This window comes from Okibacterium endophyticum (assembly GCF_054780075.1).
This window is the reverse complement of the sequence record NZ_BAAGXA010000012.1, coordinates 155,875-173,130: the sequence shown is the minus strand read 5'-3', so window position 1 is coordinate 173,130 and position 17,256 is coordinate 155,875. Positions and strand designations below refer to the sequence as shown.

Genomic DNA, 17,256 nt, shown 5'->3' with positions numbered 1-17,256 from the left:
CACGATGAAAAGCGCCCGAGAGCACTACCCCGGCCTGCCCCAGGGCTACGAGCCCCGCATCCACCTCGCCGAGGTCGTCGGAGTCGCGCGCGTGGGCTCAGGGGTGATCAGGGTCACGTTGGGCGGCGCCGACATGGCCGACTATCCGACCACGGGTGTGGGCGACGAGTACGTGCGGCTGTTCTTCCCCGACGAGCCCGACGGCGTTGTGCGGATGCCGTTCGTCGACGGTCGGGGTTGGGACTACCCCGACGGCGCGGCGCCGTCGCAGATGCGCACGTACACGATCCGGCAGCACCTGGCCGGTGAGGTCGACATCGACTTCATCGCGCACTCCGGCGGCATCGCGGCAGCCTGGGCGATGCAGGCACGACCCGGCCAGCGAATTGCGCTCAATCCGCCGATCGGGCTGTACGACCGTCCGGAGCCGGCGCGGAAGCAGATCCTGGTCGCAGACGAGCCGGCGCTGCCTGCCGCTTTGCGCATCGCCGAGCTCACCGCCGGCGCCGTGGACACCGTTGTGATCGCCGAGGTGCCCGACGCCAGACACCAGGTGCACGCCGCGGGCGTCGAGGTGTCGTACACCTGGCTGCGCGGAAGCGGCAACGGGCAGTCGCCCAGCGCCCTCGTGCACGCCCTGAGGCGGCACCCGCTGGGCCCCGACACATACGTGTGGGTTGCGGGCGAGACCCGTATGACCCGCCATACGCGAAACTTTCTGCGTCATGAGGCCGGACTCGCCCCAGAGCTCTACAAGTGCATCGGCTACTGGACCGACAAGGCGGAGGAATGGACCGAGCGCTACGGGCAGCTCGGGGCCGAGTTCCACGAGCGGGTACGGCGACTCTACGAGAGCGATCGGGATACCGAGGAGATCGCAGACGAGGTGGCGCGCCTGTACGAAGCCGCGGGCCTGTGAGCACCCCGACGGTCACCTCGGAGGCGACCGAGAACCGATCCATGTCGAACGGCGTCGCCCGCGGGAACGCCGCACGATCGACCGGCCTCTTCCTCGCCCTCGCCCTCCTTCTCGTCACGGTGATCGCGAGCGTTGCGGTGGGCGCCCGCCCGATCCAGCCTTCGATCATCTGGGATGCGCTGACCGCGTACGACGAGCGGATCGACGAGCACGTGATGATCCTGGAGCTGCGCGTTCCCCGCACCATCGCCGGCCTGATCGTCGGACCGGCGCTGGGGTTGTGCGGGGCGCTCATCCAGGCGTTCACCCGCAATCCCCTCGCGGACCCAGGCATTCTCGGCGTCAACGCGGGAGCGACCTTCGCCGTGACCATCGCGATCGGCGTGCTCGGCGTCACTGCCCCGATGGGATACGTCTGGTTCGCCCTGGCGGGGGCTGCTGCCGTGACCGTGTTCGTCTACGTCCTCGGCTCGATCGGCGGAACGCGCGCGACGCCGGCCAAGCTGACACTCGCGGGGGTCGCGATCAGCGCCGCGCTGGGCGGCGCGACCACCGCACTCACGCTCTCGAACCGGGAGACCTTCGACGACATGAGGTTCTGGGGCGTCGGATCGATCGGGGGCAGGAGCCTGGAGGCGATTCTCGGGTTCGCTCCACTGATCCTGATCGGGCTGCTCCTCGGCCTGGCGACGGCGAGGGCGCTCAACGCGCTGGCGCTCGGCGACGAGCTGGCCGCGTCGCTCGGCGTGCGCATCGGACCGGTGCGGATCGGCGTCGTCGTGGCTGTCACCCTGCTGGCGGGAACCGCGACCGCGCTGGCCGGCCCCATCGGGTTCATCGGGTTGATGGTCCCGCACGCCGTGCGCTGGTTCGTCGGGCCCGACCAGCGCTGGATCCTCGGCTACACAATCGTCGTGGCCCCCGTCATCCTGCTGCTGTCCGACATCCTCGGCCGTATCATCCTGCCCAATGGGGAGCTCCGCGTCGGGCTCGTGACGGCGATCGTGGGGGCGCCCGTACTCATCCTGCTCGCCCGCCGTCGGACGGTGAGCACCCTGTGACGTTCCGTCACGACCGCACCGCCCGCGACGGCGCCCCCCTCCCGAAGGCGGCCCCTGGCGCCCAGCCGGCGATCGATCACGGGTATCGCACCCTCACCGTCCGCTTCTGGCGGGTCTCGCAGCTGGGGAGCGTGCGCGGTGCGGTGGTGGTCGCGACGCTCATCGTCTTGATGGTCGTGCTTCTGCTCGTCTCCCTCGGAATCGGCACCTACGCGCTCGATCCCGTGCGCATCCTCTCCGCCCTCCTGGGCGTCGGCGACGAGCAGGCCCGGCTCCTGGTCGTCGGCTGGCGCCTGCCGCGCGCGCTGTTCGCCGTCGCCTGCGGGGTGGCACTCGCCCTCGCCGGCGCCGTGTTCCAGTCGCTCACCCGCAATCCGCTCGGCTCCCCCGACATCATCGGGTTCTCGTCCGGCTCCTACACCGGGGCCATCGTCGTGATGCTGCTTGGCTCGTCGCGCTACCTCGACATCGCGGCCGGCTCGCTCCTGGGCGGCTGCGCGACCGCCGCCGTCGTGTATCTGCTGGCCTTCCGGGGGCGCACGGTACAGCCGTTCCGCCTCATCATCATGGGCATCGGGGTCGGCGCGCTGCTGTCGTCGCTGAACGCCGCGCTTATGCTCTTCGTCAACGTCGACACCGCCATGCTGGCGGCGGTCTGGGCGGCCGGTTCCCTCAACGGACTCGGCTACGAGCAGTTCTGGCCCCTGTCCGTCGGCCTCGTCGTGCTGCTCGTTCTGCTGGCGCTCACCGCACCCCGGCTGCGCCAGCTCGAGCTCGGCGACGACTCCGCCCGGGCGCTGGGCGTGCGCAGCAACCATGTTCGCGCCGCCGCGGTCGTCGTCGGCGTGGCCCTCACGGCACTGGTGACAGCGGCGGCGGGCCCGATCTCGTTCGTCGCGCTCGCGGCGCCCCAGATCGCCCGCCGCCTCGTGCGGGGGTCCGGCCTGCTGCTCGTGCCATCGGCGTTCGTCGGCGGCTTCGTGCTGCTGGCCTCCGACGTGCTGGCCCAACGGCTCGGCTTCCCCGTCGGCGTCGTGACCGCCTCCCTCGGCGGCGCATATCTGGCTTGGCTGCTCGCCTACGAGTTCCGGAGAAGGACATGACCGCAACCATTTCGCCCGCCACGGCCCCTGGCACTGCCGACGCACACGTCGTCCTGGCCACCAGCGGGTTGGGTGTCGGCTACGACGGCCGCGTCGTCTGCGACGACGTGACGGTGGGCATTCCTGCGGGCTCCTACACCGCGATCATCGGGCCGAACGCGTGCGGCAAGTCCACACTGCTGCGTGCCATCGCGCGGATCCTCCCTCTCTCGGCCGGCACCGTGCTTCTCGACGGCAAAGACATCTCAGGAGTGCCGACGAAGGCCCTCGCGCGGCAACTCGGGCTGCTGCCGCAGTCGTCCACTGCGCCCGACGGCATCCGCGTGGCCGATCTCGTCGCTCGCGGCAGATATCCTCATCAGCGGATGTTCGACCGGTGGTCGGCGGAAGACGAGGCCGCGGTGATGCATGCCCTCGAGGCCACCGAGGCCACATCGCTGTCGGGTCGGCTGGTCGACGAACTCTCGGGTGGCCAGCGGCAGCGGGTGTGGCTGTCCATGGTGCTCGCCCAGCAGACGCCCGTGCTCCTGCTGGACGAGCCGACGACGTTTCTCGACATCGCTCACCAGTACGGCCTCCTGGAGCTGTTCGGCCGGCTGAGAGACGACCTGAGCCGCACGATCGTCGTTGTGCTCCACGACCTCAACCAGGCGGCCCGCTATGCCGACCATCTCATCGTCATGAAAGACGGTGCGATCGTCGACGCCGGCCACCCCGTCGACGTGATCACCGCCGAGATGGTGAACGACGTCTACGGCCTGCCCTGCCGCGTCGTGCCCGATCCCGAGACCGGCACGCCCATGGTCATCCCGCTCGCCACGTTCGGCTCCCGCACGGCTGGCGAGACCGGAGTTCAGGCGCGCACACGAACGCTCCGCGGCAACGACTGAGGCCGGCGAGGAAGTCGCTTCTCGGGGCTTTCGGACGGGCTGACAGGACCCCTTGGAGTATCCGGCCGGTTTCCGGTCTCCGCCGATCGTCTCGGGAACTCGCGGATTCCCTTGTGTTACAGGGAACCAAGCGGCGCCGAGCTGGTTCCGCTTCGTCAGAGAGCAGAAGAATTTGGCACAGTCGCTCGCCCACATCGATTTGGAACGCGAACGATTGAGCGCAGACGACGCTCTCCGTCAGCAGCCTCTAAGCGAATCGCTCGATCTCCTCGAAGACGCGCACTCCCGCTACCTTGCGGCGGCACCTGCGGACCGGAAACAGCTCAACAACGCGCTCCTCGAACACGTCCTGATCGGTCCCTCACCCGAGGACATCCAGGTCAGCCTCCGCTCCGAGATCACTGAGCTCAGGTCCAACGTGCGATTCCTGTGGCGCGCATCAGGTGGCCGCCGACTCACTTGTCGCCGACGGCGTGGACCTCAGCCAGTTACTGGATGAAAACGCTACCGAGACCACGTCGCTGCCTGAGCGTTCCAATTCCCTTCTGCCACCCGAGTGAGCGCAGGGTCGGAAAAGTTTGCGACAGCGTTCAACACCAGACCAACGAGCTTCACGCGGATCCCGGCGTACTCGTCATCGTCACGGATGCTCGAGGCGGTGATGCTGTCCGGATCGACAATAACGCCGTCGGGCAGATCGATGGTGACGATTTCCCGGATCCGTTCCGCAACGTCAGTCTCGTCGTTCGCGATACCGGTTGCCTGGAGATCGATGTCTTTGGTCGATCGACGAACAGCGAAGGCCGCGAGCAGCACGCCTCCTTTGAGGACGAAGTCGTCGCGATGCTGGGATGCGGCGAGCCGAGCCAGGAGCGCCTCGAGTACGTAGAGCGTCTGTAACTCCTGCACGTCGCCGGCCGTCTGGCGGGCAAGCCGCTGGATCGCCAGGGTCGCATCACCCGCGGGAGTGCCGTGTTGCGGATTCGGACTCACAGCAGAATCTCCAAGGCGTTCTGTAATGCCGGACGAGCCTTCGGGAACGACTCGGCCATCGCCGACAGCGTCGCCGGGCTGTTGCCGCGTTCTCGAAGCCATCGCTTGAGGGCGCCGACGGCCAGATCGCTTCCCCAATCGTGGCGGAGGCGGAAGAGGTCGATGATCGTCCGTTCCGGTGAGTACAGCCCGATCGACAGACCTCCGGGCAGTGCATGCTCGGTACGGCCGATCGTGAACGTGTCGGCGTCGAAGCGGTGCCACGCGATCGGAGCATGATGGATCATCACAGGCTGGGCGCCACGGGGGATGGCGATGTCGCTGCGTGTCGGGATCTCGTCGGTCAGGTTATGTATCGCGAGCGCCGACAGCAGACAGATCGTCGCCTCGGGCTTCTTCGTGGCGATCGCCATCCAGGCGGCCGTCGTGTCGTCCGTGCTGCCAGTCCGGAGGAACAGCCCGGCGGCGATGCGCTCGTACTCGCCCTCGTCGATCAGCCGGTCGAAGCGGTGGCGGGTCAGACCGTGCTTGTCGATATCTCCGTAGCGGAGGAGGTCGGGCAGTGTCTCGGTATCCATGCCTACCTCCATTTCAACGGAAACCATTACACATCCATAATATCTGGCTGTGTTTCTGTTGGCTAGGGCTGATGCGCTCATCGTTCGTCCTTCGCGAAAGCGCGGTCCAGCAATTCAGCGGTGATGGGGTTCACCATCTCGATAGCGGGCGCGTACACCGAGATACCGGGCGAGCTCGTTCACGTCGAGCAGGGGCTCCAGTCCCCACCAATTGCCTACGGCAGGATCGTCGGTATTCATACCGAATAGGTGCGTCGCGCTCGCCCTCAAGAACCGGAGACAACCGGAGCGCTCGGCCGTCCAACGGAGTACGCCAGCGCCACCCTGCGACCTCTTGGCGGATCCGGTCATTTCCAGCCCGAAACAACGACGGGAACCACCCGAGGCCGAGTTCCGGGGGATGGGCCCGCCGACATCCTCACTAGGCTGGTGCGACACACGTCTCTGGGGGGGTCACACACATGCGCACTGCTTTCGCACCACTCGTTCCGCTGGCCGCTCTCGCACTCGTGTTGACCGGCTGCGCCTCTGACACCGGCAGTGGTACTCCGAGCACGACGTCATCGCCCACCCCGACCGCGTCTTCCCCAGAACCCAGCACACCCCCAACGGCACGGGCGTTGCCCGCCGACTGCTATGCGATCTACGACGAGGAGTTCCTCGCAACCTACGGCCAGATGGAATTGAACGATCCCAGCGTGATGCAGGGCGGGTTGTCGCGAGTGCCCGAGGTCGAGGCGCTTCGCGAACCGCTGAACGGCCTCGACTGCCGGTGGGGCCTCGCCACTGAGGGCGGCACGGCGAGCGCCCTCGACGAGGTGCCCGCAGACGTTCAGGAGCAGGCGATCGGCGTCATCCAATCGCTCGGCGGAACGTGCGAGGACTGGAACGGGGGAACCCTCTGCCGCTACTCGTTCCCCATGGATGGCGACACCGAAGGCTGGTCGATCAGCGAACAGTACTTCTTTCGCGACGGGTGGTGGGTCACCACGTGGTGGGCCGGAACCGTCGGCAGCATCGACGACGTCACCGACGGGATCTACGCCACCCTCTGGCCCTGATCGCGTCGGCCCTGATCGCGTCAAGCGGCGGGTGGCCGTCGGCGGCCGCTGAGGATGAGCGCTTATGACTACCGCTGAAACTCGCACAGACCCGTGTTCTGGCCCGGTGTTCCCCGGCCCGCCTGCACCCGTGTTCCGGGCCGAAACCGCCGAAAGCTCTCAATCCGGCAGGCGTTGTCTCGACGAGCCCGACAACCGGGGCTCATCGGGGTATACCGACATTCGGTCGGGCGTGCTGCGATCATGAATGTATGACTACCCACGTGATCACCGGCGCCGGTTCCGGAATCGGCTCAGCTGTCGCCCACAGGCTTCTCGACCGCGGCGATGCAGTTGTGCTCATCGCGCGCGACCGGAACAGGGCAGAAGAGCTCACAGCCGAGTTCGCCGGCGCTTCGGTGATCGTCGGCGATCTCGCGCGCCCAGAGAGGCTTGCGGACACCATCGCGGAGGACGACCCGCGGCAGGTCGACACGCTTCTGCACATCGCGGGCGTGGTCGAACTCGGTCCGGTCGGAGAGCTGCCCCTTGCCGCCTGGACGAGCCAGCTCACCGCGAACCTCGTCTCACCTGCCGAGCTCACCCGTCTGCTGCTCCCCCGACTCAGGGCCTCGCGCGGGCACGTGCTGTTCGTGAACTCCGGCGCTGGACTGCGCGCCAACGCCGACTGGTCCGCCTATGCGGCGTCGAAACACGGACTGAAAGCGCTGGCGGATGCCCTGAGGCACGAAGAGCGCGACAACGGCATCCGTGTCACAAGCGTCTTCCCCGGCCGCACGGCCACTCCGATGCAAGAGAAGGTGCACAGGCAAGAGGGACGCACGTATGATCCCACCCGATTCATCGATCCGGACTCCGTGGCCACGAGCATCCTCACCGCCATCGATCTGCCCCGCGACGCCGAGATCGTGGATCTCGCTGTGCGGCCTGGCCCGGGCGACGAGTGAGAGAGCTCTGAGCTCACCGCAGAACAAACCGCTCCGACAGAGCATCGCCTCGACCGCAGCGCCACCGCGCCACCGTGCCACCGTGCCTCAGCGCCTCCGTTCCCGGGTCAGGCGACCACCCAGTTGCGGGCCAGCGCCGCGATAAGCGTGTGCCGGCTGCACGGAAGGCCGTCATTCGACCAGAAGTAGAGCACGCGTTCGAGTTCGATGACGTTGGTGAGCACGATGGCCCGCGCCAGGTCGTCGTCGTCGAAGGCAGAGCGATAGTTCCGCATGTCGTCGACGATGTCGGCCATGCCCGACAGCCACACCGAGTCCAGCTCCGGCTTGAGCGACAGCGCCTGCAGAGCCGTGCGGCCGATGCGGCCGTGGTTCTCCCAGTATCCGACGACGTCACCCAGCCAGGCCCGCGTCGCCGCCACAGAGAAGTCGGCCGCATCGTCGAAGCTGCGAAAGAGCTGGTCCACCTCGGGCAGGTCGTACTCCCGCCAGGTCGCGAGCAACGCCTCCGTCTTGTTCGTGAAGTGGAGGTAGAACGTCGCGCGGCTGGTGTTCGCGTCTGCCACGATGCGCTCGACGGTCGTCGCCGCGAAACCCAACTCGATGAATGCCTCGCGGGCCGCCTGCAGCAGACGCTGACGTGTGGCCGCCTGCTGCTCCTGGCGCAGTGTCGGACGCTGTTCGGTAGCCATGCACCGACACTACCTGAACACGTGTCAACTCAATAGACAGACCTCATGCAGGGTGGACGCGCGCGCGGAGGCCTCTGCATCAGAGCTGGATGAGTGCACGAGCCCGAGCGAGGATGGCATCTGGCGTGTCTTCGTCGCTCAGCGCCCAGAAGACGATCGCGCCCCAGAGACCCGACCAGATCATGCCGCCGAGAACCCTCGCTTCGAGATCTTCAGGCGACGCATCGGGATTCGGAGACCGCCGTGCGATGAACAGGCTGACGCTCTCGATCCACTCGCCGTAGTTCTCCCAGGTCGCGGCGACCTCGTTCGGCTCACCTGCGACGAGGGCGACACGCGACTTGATCAGATGCAGTCTCGACCGCTGCTCGGCGAGCATCGCGCGGTAGGCGTCGAAAACGGCGTCGACGGCAGAAAGACCGGGATCGGATAGGAGCAGCAGTTCCCGGAAACGCTCCACGTTGTCGGCGTAGGTGTTCCACAGGATCGACGGCTTCGACGGAAAGTACCGAAAGAGCGTCGGCGCGCTGATGCCAACGGCTTCGGCGATGTCGGTCATCGTGGTCCGGCCGTAACCGTTGGCCCGGAAGAGCTCGAATGCCACGTCGCTGATCGTCGTGGGATCGGAGGCCTTGGGGCGCCCCCGGCCACGCTTCGACACGCCCTCTTCCATCTGACTCAATGTAGCGCACCACCGGAAGGCACTCGACGTCTGCTCAGGTGAGGGCCCTCACGTCGGTCTTGCGCTTGTCTTCTTTATAAGGAGCGGGCGCGACGGTGGCTCGCACCACCTTCTGCCGCTGGCCAGGGTCGCCCCACAGTACCTCGACGCGGGTGCCGATCGCGGCGTGCTCCACATCGATCACCGCGAGCGAGATCATCTCGCGAAAGTAGTAGCTGTAGGCACGAGAAGTCGTGTGTCCGATCTCGTCCCCGTCCACCAGAACCCGGTCGGCGATGACGTTGCCGAGCATCGACCTCGGCCATTCGAACGGTTTGAACGGCGTCTCGTCCTTCTCGAAGAGCGATGCGACGATGTCGACGACGTCGCCAGAGTCCCATACGAGAGTGCGGATTGTGCGACTCGCGGACTCCACCACGGCGCGAAGCGCCTCGTCGCCGAGGAACGGGTGGTCGAACTTCACGCTTCTGCCCCAGCCGAGTTCGACGGGATTGCGGAACAGAGCCTTCCCGTCGGAGGAGACGACGCTGCCGCTGTGGGTGCGGAAGAACTCGACGGGTCGCCACGAGTTGCCCTGAACCCACTCGAGGAACCCCTCGACTCCATCGTCGAACCACGCCGGCACGAAATCGATCGTGGGGGTCGGAAAGCAGGCCTCGATATGGTTCACGAGCTTCGTGCGCCCGCCGAGCCGGCGGATGCCGTGCTTCTGCCCGGCCTCCCAGATGCGCTGGTAGACGGCGGCGCCCTCGTCCCAGTCGCCGTGCAGTTCGTAGCCGATCTCTCCCGCCATCCCCTGCCTCAGGATCTCGAACTCCATGCCGTCGATCGAGGCCGTGCGAAAGTGCATGAACCGGATGTCGCGAAGATCCTCCCCCGTGACCTCCTCCAGCAGGGCCAGCGCGTTCGGCCCCTGGACCTGCTGGATCGTGTATTTCTCCGTGACGTCGTCCGCAACGACGTCGTAGCCGCCCTGTTCGAGCAGGTAGAAGGCCCACGGGACAGCGAAACCGCTGGTGAGGTGGAGGGTGTCCTCCGAGATGCGCATCAGGATGCCCTCGCCCATGATGTTGCCGTTGGCGTTGCAGAAGACGGCGTGCTTGGCCTGGCCGACATCGAACGCCTTATAGCTGTTGACGGTGTGGTCGGAGAAGAAGCGCACCGCGTCCGGACCCGTGATACGCATCTTCGTCATGGGCGACCAGTCGCCGATGTAGCAGTTCTCCTTCCACGACATGCTTTCGTCGACCCAGCCCGAGAACTCGAAGGGCTCGTAGAAGCCTCCGAAGGCCGAGTAGCGCGGAATGAATGGGTCGTATGGAACGGTGGGGACGTGTCGGATCGGCGATTCAGGCATGTGGGTTCCCTTTCGGTCGGCGGCGGCTGTGCGGCGTGTCGCTCGCACGGTAGGCAGACGGCCAGATGCCATGACGGCCGGGCGAGAGGATCCCGTTCGGGTCGACGGAATCTTTGATCGTCTCGACGAAGCGACGGTAGGCGTGGTCGTTGAAGGAATACTGTTCGGCCGCGAGGTCCATGAACTCCAGGTGCGCGCGGTACTCGCCATAGCCGAGCGCTCCGATCTCGGTCACCAGCGATTTGGCCAGCTCCATCGCGTTGCGAACGCTGCCGGGGTCTGTGTGGTCGAACTGCATTCCGCAGACGATCACGGCCGAACGCTCGCCGGTGACCATGATGCCGCCGGAGAAGTTGAGGCCGCGGGCCAGGATGCGCGTGCGCAGCTCATCGACGACGAATCGCACCTGCTCGCCGTCCATCGGCACCACCGGCGAGAAGCCGACGTGGCCGACATGGTCTGGCGTGAGTTCAACGGCCTTCAACGTGGGAATGCCCGCCTGGATCTTCTCGTGCGCGAGAGTGATCTCGCCGTACTCCTCGGGTGCGTAGATCCGGTTCGGCGTGAAACGCGCGGACGGGATCTTCTCCCAGGCTGTGCGGATCTTGCGGATCTTCATCTCGACCATGTCGCGATCGCCCCAGACCGCTGCGCGGAGCGCCCACGCGCCCACGCCGGTGCGCTCGCCGATCTCGCGGTAGTCCTCTGGGGTGAGCTGACGACGAGCCGGCACCACCGGGTCGTCGGTCAGCATCACGGCTGCACGCAGCGTCGGATAGAGGGTTGGCACCCCCTCGAGGTGTCCGGCGAGACGCAGCTCGCGGATGGTGTCGATCGCCGGAGCCAGGTCGGCGTCGTCGGCGATCGACATCAGAAGGGGCGCGTAGGCCTCGGGCTTGCGCGTGAGCCACACACCCATCTTGGTGACGATCCCGAGGTTCGACTGCACGAACAGCGGGTCGAGGGTGGGCCCGAGCGAGCGCTTGTACACGTGCCACGACTTGCCCCCGGGAAGGGCGCCATGCCCCGTTCGGAGCAGCTCGCCGTCGGGGAGCACGACCTCCATGCCACAGGGGAACATGTAGTCGGCGCCGTATGGCATGTAGGTGATGCCGGAATCCATCGAGTTGCCGATCAGGCTGCCCCAGCCGATGTCCGGCACGGAGTGGGTGAGCCCGGGCGCCTGCTCTTCGAGTGCGGCGTGCAGGTCGAACCAGCGCACACCCGGCTCGACCACCGCGTAGGCGAGCTCCTCGTTGATCTCGAGCACACGGTTCATCCGCCGGAAGCCGATCTGGATGGAACCTGCCACTCGGGGAGACGGTCCCCCGTAGCCGTTGTTGCGCCCCTGCGAGTGAGGCCATACGGGCACGAGGAACTCGTTCGCGATGCGCATGATCTCCTGCACCTGTTCGGTGGAGGTGGGCTGAACGACCGCGGACGCCGCGTATGTGTCGTCTCCCGCGATCCAGAACGGATCTTTGAACTCGTCGATCCGCGCGCGCTCGGTCTCGATACCGGGCTGACCGACGACGGCGGTGAGCCGCTCGATCAGGTCGTCTGGCAGAGTGAGGCTGTGCCGCTGTGCGTCCTCGCTGATGCGGGAGTCTGTCATCGTATGGTCCTTTCGGGTGGTCAGAGGGCAGCGCCGACGACGAGGTCGGAGAGCTGCTGGAAGCGGCGGATGTTGTCGGCCTGGGGCAGAAGGCCAGCGCTGAGCATCACAAAGGTGACGTCGAGCTCAGGGTCGATCCAGAAGAGCGAGCTGCCTGCCCCATAGTTGCCGAAGGTCTCCGGCGAGGTGAGCGTGCCGAACTGGTGGTCGACGATGCGGTCTCCTCGAACGCTGAAGCCGAGCCCGATGTATGCGGGGGGCGGCGCGTAGCCGGCGCGGAGCGCCACCGCCTTGTACAGCTCGTTGGGCATGTCGCCCGTGCGATTCTGGCGGGCGAGGGCGATGATGCGTGGCGAAAGGATGCGGGTTCCGCCCAGTTCCCCGCCCCGGCGGAGCATCTCGGCCAGCCGGAACAGATCGCCCGTGGTCGAGGCGCCCCCCATCCACGCCGCCTCATTCGTCTCGGCTGCGTACAGACCGTTGTCGCCCGGTGCGCTCCTCGAGAGCGCTTTCACGGGAACGATCCCGCGCATGTCGGGGAACGCGTGCCTGGGCTTCATGTGGGGCGCGATGCCGAGGCCGGTGTCGTGCATGCCGAGCGGTTCGAACAGATCCTCGCGCAGGATCTGCCCGATACGGCGCCGCTGCGGGTCGACCCGGCAGAGCACCGCGGCGAGAAGCACATGGTTGGCCATCGGCGAGTAGTCGCATCGCTCGCCGGGCTCGTTCGACCCGAGGGCGAACCGCACGACGGTGTCGAGGATCTCGTCGAGGTCGTCGAAGTACTGCTCAGGCCGCATCTCCCACATGGCCGGAACGCCGGTGGTGTGGGTGAGGAGGTGCAGAATGGTCGCTCGTTCGCGCGGTTCGCCGCGGTACTCCTCGATGTAGTCGGTGATCCGCGCCGTGAGCGAGACCCGCCCGAGATCAACGGCGCGGAGGACGAGCACGTTGATGAAGGCCTTGGTCACGGAGAGGACCGAGAACACGGTGTCCGGTGCGATCGGCCTGCCCTCCTGCGGCGATGCCGTGTCGTGGCCGAGCGCGAGGTCGAGGGCGAGAACGCCGCCGCGGGCCACTTTGATCGACGCGCCGTAGTAGCGGCCGCCGGCGATGTCGGCCTCGACGACCTCGCGGAGGCGATCGAGACGAGAGGAATCGAACCCGGAATGGGTGTGCATGGATGGTGCTCCACTTCTTTGTTCGAGCGAATCATCCTATTTTCAATAGTTACACTCAAAAAAGCAAGATTCTGGGCTAATCTCTTGACCAGACGTCAATTCGAAGGAGAAGAACGTGAGCAGTCCAGAGCACACACCGGATCGCGGGCCGCAGCCCAGCCCGACGCTCGCCGTGATCGGGCTCGGCCACATGGGCGCCCCCATGGCCGAGCACTGGCTCCGGGCCGGCCTGCCCGTGAACGGCTTCGATCTCGACACCGCGGCGTGTGACCGACTGCGGGCGGCGGGCGGCACGCCTGCCTCAGACGCCGCGCTCGCCGCGCGGGGCGCCGACATCGTCGTCCTGATGCTGCCGAACTCGCTCGTCGTCGATTCGGTGCTCGACCGGCTCGACGCAGCCGGGGCGCTCGCACCGGGCGCGACGGTCGTCGACATGGGATCCTCCGACCCGGCCGAGACGCAACGTCAGGCTGCTCGGCTCGCCGAGCGCGGTGTGCGCTACGTCGATGCACCGGTCTCGGGCGGCGTTCGTGGGGCTGTCGCCGGCACCCTCACGATCATGACCGGGGGTGAGCAGGCCGACGTCGACCGCGTGCGGCCGGTGCTCGAGCTGGTCGGCACCGTGCACCACGTCGGGCCCATCGGGGCCGGCGACGCGATCAAGGCGCTCAACAATCTCGTATCGGCCGGCCACCTCTGGCTCACCAGCGAGGCCGTGCTGATCGCGGAGCGCGTGGGCATCAGCGCCGAGGCGGCCCTCGCCGTGTTCAACAGCTCGAGCGCCAGGAGCGGCTCGAGCGAGGTGAAGTGGCCGGCGTTCATCCTCACCGGCAGCTACGACTCCGGCTTCGCGGCACGCCTGATGCTCAAGGACACCCGCATCGCCACCGAGCTCGCCCGTTCGGTGGAACTCCCCTCGACGCTCGGCGACGAGATCGTGCGCCTCTGGGGACGTGCCGTCGACGATCTCGACGCGGCGGCCGACCACACCGAGATCGCACGATGGCTGCGCGCGAGCGGGACGGCAGCGTCATGACACGCGTGCGGGGCTCAGTGGCTGTGGTGACCGGTGCGGCATCCGGAATCGGGCGCGGCATAGCCGAAGAGCTCGCCGCGACCGGCGCGTCAGTGGTCGTAGCGGACATCTCGCTCGAGAAGGCCGCGGCGACCGCCCGCGAGATCGGCGCCACCGCGGCACACGTCGACGTGGCAGAGCTCGCGAGCGTCGAGCGGCTGGCCGACACGGTGCTCGAACAGCACGGGCGGGTCGACATCGTTGTGAACAACGCGGGGGTGGGGCCGAGCGGCGACCTCGCACAGATGACGATCGCTGACTGGCGCTGGCTGATCGACGTGAACCTGTTCGGCGTCATCCACGGCGTGACGGTCTTCCTGCCCCTGCTCGAGTCGAATCCGCATGGCGGCCATCTGGTCAACACATCGTCGATGTCGGCATTCGCCCCGATGCCGGGGCTCGGAGGTTATGCGGTGACGAAGGCGGGTGTCTCGGCGTTGACCGAGGTGCTGCAGAGGGAACTCCTCGAATCCGGGTCGCGAGTGCACGCCACAGTGCTCGCTCCCGGCCCGGTCGACACGGCGATCGCCGACAGCATGCGCCACCGCGACCCGCAGCCCGCGACGGGCCTCACCCGCTTCGAGCCGAGCGCGGCCGCCCGCCGGATCATGATCACCCCCCGCGAGAGCGGCCGGATCGTGCGCGAGGCGATCGAGAACGACGCGCCCTATGCGATCACCCATCCGCAGCTCTGGCCGCGGGTGGAGGAACGCTACGCCGAGCATCGGCGCGCCTTCGGCGCCTGAGGCGGCGCGCCGGCGCCCACCGCGTCGGGAAGGCGATCGCCGCTCCACCGGTTCTGCGGCGCCCGGCCGTCGAGGAGCATCCGAACGCCTGCCCGATCGCACAGGACGTCGAGCGGCCGATCAGAACAGGTCGGCGAACTGGGTCCCCGTGCCGCCGAGCGCCACACCGCCGTCGACCTGCAACGGGGTTCCCAGCATGTACGACGCCGAGTCCGAGCACAGCCACAGCACCGCCTGCGCCATCTCCTCCGGTTTGCCGAGACGCCCGATCGGGGTGGCCAGCAGCAGGCGGTCGATCGCCACCTGGGGAAGATCCGCGATGAACGGGGTGTCGATGGGGCCCGGGCAGATGGCGTTGATGCGGATGCCGTGAGCGGCGTAGTCCATCGCCGCAGCCTTGGTCAACCCGACGACGCCGTGCTTGGCAGCGGTGTAGCAGGCGAGTGTGTAGCCGCCGATCAGGCCTGACGCCGATGCGGTGTTGACGATCGCCCCGCCACCTCTCTCTTTCATGTGCAGGATCTCTGCTTTCATGCAGTAGAAGACGGAGGTGAGATCGATGTCGATGACCCGGCGCCACTCCTCCGAGGTCAGTTCCGCCATCGGCACGTTCCGCGCCTCGATCCCGGCGTTGTTGTGCGCGATGTCGAGCCGCCCGTGATCGGCGACGATGCCGTCGACCAGTGCGATCACACTGTTCTCGTCGGCGACGTCGACGGGGCGGAACTCGGCGGCGCCGTCGGCGGCGGTGATCAGGTCGACGGTCTCCTGCCCTCCGGTCTGCGAGATGTCGGCCACGACGACCGTCGCGCCGCTGCGGGCGAACGCGCTGGCGCTCGCGCGCCCGATGCCCGACCCCCCTCCGGTCACCAGAACGGTTTTGCCTGAGTAGTCGAATGTGGTGTTCATGTGTGCCTGCTTACTCACTCGTGGGGCGGGTATGTGCTGGGGATGGTCGACACGTCGAAGTGCTCGTTGCGCACCGGGTCGATGAGATAGGGGAATCGCGCCACCCTGGCCCTGATCTCCTTCTGCGGCGTTCCCTCGTCTCCCCAGAGCACAACGACCTCGGTGTCCTCGGCGGCGAAGCGGGTGTCGATGGTGGCGAGCGAGAGCATCTCCCTCGTCCACTCGGTGAAGGTGCGACCAGACGAGGTGCCGACGTCTTCGCCGTTCACCAGCACCTTGTCGGCGCGCAGCACCTGCCCCTTGTTGAGCTCGCCGGGTTGATAGCTGAAGTCGTTGGGGAAGGGCATCGGCGTGTAGTTCTCGTCTTCCCGGAACTGGGACATAAAGAGGTCTCCGATGTCATCGGCGTTCCAGACGAGGGTCACCATGGTGGTCCTGTTCTCGGCCGCCTCCTTCTCGAGGGCCGCCTTGCCCGGGAAGTCGTGGTTGAAGTTGACCAGGTGCCCCCAGCCGAGGTCATACGGGCTGCGGTAGCGACGGGCGAGATCCTGGCCTGCGCTGCCGGTGTACCTGATGTTCGCCGTGGCGTCGAAGCCGATGGCGAGCATGAACTGATGCAGCGCCGGGTCCTCGGTGCCCCAGGGCAACGGCATGTGGTGGTACGCCTGCCCGAAGCCGCTCTCGGTGTGGTTGCACATGTAGGCCTGAACGCCGAGCTTCCGGATGCCGTACGGGAGGCCGGCGTCATAGATCGCCTGGTACACCTTCTGAGCGACCTCGATCGGGCCGTGGATCTCGTAGGAGAGCGTTCCGGCCATTCCGATCCGCAGGATCCGCACCTCTTCTCCGGCGATCTCGGTGAGCCTGGTGCGCAGGAACTTCACGTCGTGCAGATTCTCGTGCGCAGCGTCCTCGAGGATCTCAAGTGACTTGGGACCCCCGATCTGGAACAGGAAGACCTGGCCCGTCAGGTCGTCTACCGTGACGTCCAGGTCTGGACGCTGCAGCTGCCGGAAGTTGAGGTACGGCGAGAGCCAGTAGGCGAGGAATTCCTCCTCGGCGACACGCACGAGCATGCCGTGGGCGGCCACCCGTCCGGCGTCGTCGGTCATGACGGCGTGTCTGGCGGCGCCGACCTGGAACGCCTGGAAGCTGTTGACGCAGACGCCCTGCAGGAACTCGAGGGCGTCTGGGCCCGAGATGCGTGCCGTCGGCGAGGGGTTCAGATGCCCGTGGATGTAGGCGGTCTTCTTCCACGAGAGCGTCTCGTCGCGCCATCCGGTGTACTCCCACGCCTGGGCCACACCGCCGAACTCCCAGTGCTCGAGGCTGTAGAGCACCACGCGTTCGTCGTAGGGCACCCACGGGGACTGTGGCCATACCTTCTGGTTCGGGTCGGAGGCGGCGGGTGAAGTGGCCTCGGTTGTGTCTGTCATGGTGTTCCTCT

17 protein-coding genes are annotated in these 17,256 nt (G+C 67.0%); 8 read left to right on the top strand and 9 right to left on the bottom strand.

Annotated elements, in window-relative coordinates:
- Positions 1–4 precede the first annotated feature (4 nt).
- The 4 genes from ACYVF5_RS14890 to ACYVF5_RS14875 are packed head-to-tail and all read left to right on the top strand — an operon-like array spanning position 5 to position 3,973.
- Entirely contained in the window at positions 5–919 is a 915-nt protein-coding gene (locus tag ACYVF5_RS14890) for a siderophore-interacting protein (RefSeq protein WP_460947796.1), read from the top strand.
- Positions 916–1,980 carry a FecCD family ABC transporter permease gene (locus ACYVF5_RS14885; protein ID WP_460947794.1) on the top strand — a complete coding sequence of 355 codons (1,065 nt, stop codon included), beginning with the start codon at positions 916–918 and terminating at the stop codon, positions 1,978–1,980. Before ACYVF5_RS14890 ends, ACYVF5_RS14885 begins: the two co-directional genes overlap by 4 nt.
- Positions 1,977–3,083: a FecCD family ABC transporter permease gene (locus ACYVF5_RS14880; RefSeq protein WP_460947792.1), complete on the top strand. Its 1,107-nt coding sequence runs from the start codon at positions 1,977–1,979 to the stop codon at positions 3,081–3,083. The genes ACYVF5_RS14885 and ACYVF5_RS14880 overlap by 4 nt, the downstream gene beginning before the upstream one ends.
- On the top strand, positions 3,080–3,973 hold the full coding sequence (locus ACYVF5_RS14875) for an ABC transporter ATP-binding protein (protein ID WP_460947790.1): 894 nt from the start codon (positions 3,080–3,082) through the stop codon (positions 3,971–3,973). Before ACYVF5_RS14880 ends, ACYVF5_RS14875 begins: the two co-directional genes overlap by 4 nt.
- Before the next feature lie 504 nt (positions 3,974–4,477).
- Here the strand turns inward: ACYVF5_RS14875 and ACYVF5_RS14870 are convergent.
- Positions 4,478–4,966 carry a nucleotidyl transferase AbiEii/AbiGii toxin family protein gene (locus ACYVF5_RS14870; RefSeq protein ID WP_460947788.1) on the bottom strand — a complete coding sequence of 163 codons (489 nt, stop codon included), beginning with the start codon at positions 4,964–4,966 and terminating at the stop codon, positions 4,478–4,480.
- The gene (locus ACYVF5_RS14865) at positions 4,963–5,625 is read right to left on the bottom strand and encodes a type IV toxin-antitoxin system AbiEi family antitoxin domain-containing protein (protein WP_460947786.1); all 663 of its coding nucleotides are present in this window, start codon (positions 5,623–5,625) and stop codon (positions 4,963–4,965) included. The genes ACYVF5_RS14870 and ACYVF5_RS14865 overlap by 4 nt, the downstream gene beginning before the upstream one ends.
- A 380-nt stretch (positions 5,626–6,005) precedes the next feature.
- On the opposite strand from ACYVF5_RS14865, the gene ACYVF5_RS14860 reads away from it, so the two are divergent.
- Positions 6,006–6,605: a hypothetical protein gene (locus ACYVF5_RS14860; protein WP_460947784.1), complete on the top strand. Its 600-nt coding sequence runs from the start codon at positions 6,006–6,008 to the stop codon at positions 6,603–6,605.
- A 251-nt stretch (positions 6,606–6,856) separates the two neighbouring features.
- The gene (locus tag ACYVF5_RS14855; protein ID WP_460947782.1) at positions 6,857–7,552 is read left to right on the top strand and encodes an SDR family oxidoreductase; all 696 of its coding nucleotides are present in this window, start codon (positions 6,857–6,859) and stop codon (positions 7,550–7,552) included.
- A 107-nt stretch (positions 7,553–7,659) separates the two neighbouring features.
- On the opposite strand, the gene ACYVF5_RS14850 is transcribed toward ACYVF5_RS14855, so the two are convergent.
- From ACYVF5_RS14850 to ACYVF5_RS14830, 5 genes are all read right to left on the bottom strand, one after another.
- Positions 7,660–8,244 (bottom strand): TetR/AcrR family transcriptional regulator, encoded by a 585-nt coding sequence (locus ACYVF5_RS14850; protein ID WP_460947780.1) that lies wholly within the window; start codon positions 8,242–8,244, stop codon positions 7,660–7,662.
- A gap of 79 nt (positions 8,245–8,323) precedes the next feature.
- Positions 8,324–8,917: a TetR/AcrR family transcriptional regulator gene (locus tag ACYVF5_RS14845; protein WP_460947778.1), complete on the bottom strand. Its 594-nt coding sequence runs from the start codon at positions 8,915–8,917 to the stop codon at positions 8,324–8,326.
- Positions 8,918–8,960: 43 nt separating this feature from the next.
- Positions 8,961–10,283 (bottom strand): glycine cleavage T C-terminal barrel domain-containing protein, encoded by a 1,323-nt coding sequence (locus ACYVF5_RS14840; protein ID WP_460947777.1) that lies wholly within the window; start codon positions 10,281–10,283, stop codon positions 8,961–8,963.
- Positions 10,276–11,898: an FAD-binding oxidoreductase gene (locus ACYVF5_RS14835; protein ID WP_460947775.1), complete on the bottom strand. Its 1,623-nt coding sequence runs from the start codon at positions 11,896–11,898 to the stop codon at positions 10,276–10,278. Before ACYVF5_RS14835 ends, ACYVF5_RS14840 begins: the two co-directional genes overlap by 8 nt.
- A 20-nt stretch (positions 11,899–11,918) precedes the next feature.
- A complete protein-coding gene (locus ACYVF5_RS14830; RefSeq protein ID WP_460947773.1) occupies positions 11,919–13,079 on the bottom strand; it encodes a serine hydrolase domain-containing protein in 1,161 nt (386 codons plus the stop codon).
- A gap of 115 nt (positions 13,080–13,194) precedes the next feature.
- Between ACYVF5_RS14830 and ACYVF5_RS14825 the strand changes: the two genes are divergently transcribed.
- Both ACYVF5_RS14825 and ACYVF5_RS14820 read left to right on the top strand, forming a co-directional pair.
- Positions 13,195–14,115, top strand: a complete 921-nt coding sequence (locus tag ACYVF5_RS14825; protein WP_460947771.1) for an NAD(P)-dependent oxidoreductase — start codon at positions 13,195–13,197, stop codon at positions 14,113–14,115.
- Entirely contained in the window at positions 14,112–14,900 is a 789-nt protein-coding gene (locus tag ACYVF5_RS14820; RefSeq protein WP_460947769.1) for an SDR family oxidoreductase, read from the top strand. The genes ACYVF5_RS14825 and ACYVF5_RS14820 overlap by 4 nt, the downstream gene beginning before the upstream one ends.
- A 120-nt stretch (positions 14,901–15,020) precedes the next feature.
- On the opposite strand, the gene ACYVF5_RS14815 is transcribed toward ACYVF5_RS14820, so the two are convergent.
- Positions 15,021–15,809, bottom strand: a complete 789-nt coding sequence (locus tag ACYVF5_RS14815; protein ID WP_460947767.1) for an SDR family NAD(P)-dependent oxidoreductase — start codon at positions 15,807–15,809, stop codon at positions 15,021–15,023.
- A gap of 14 nt (positions 15,810–15,823) precedes the next feature.
- Positions 15,824–17,245, bottom strand: coding sequence for a hypothetical protein (locus ACYVF5_RS14810; protein WP_460947765.1), 1,422 nt, complete (start codon positions 17,243–17,245; stop codon positions 15,824–15,826).
- Positions 17,246–17,256 lie beyond the last annotated feature (11 nt).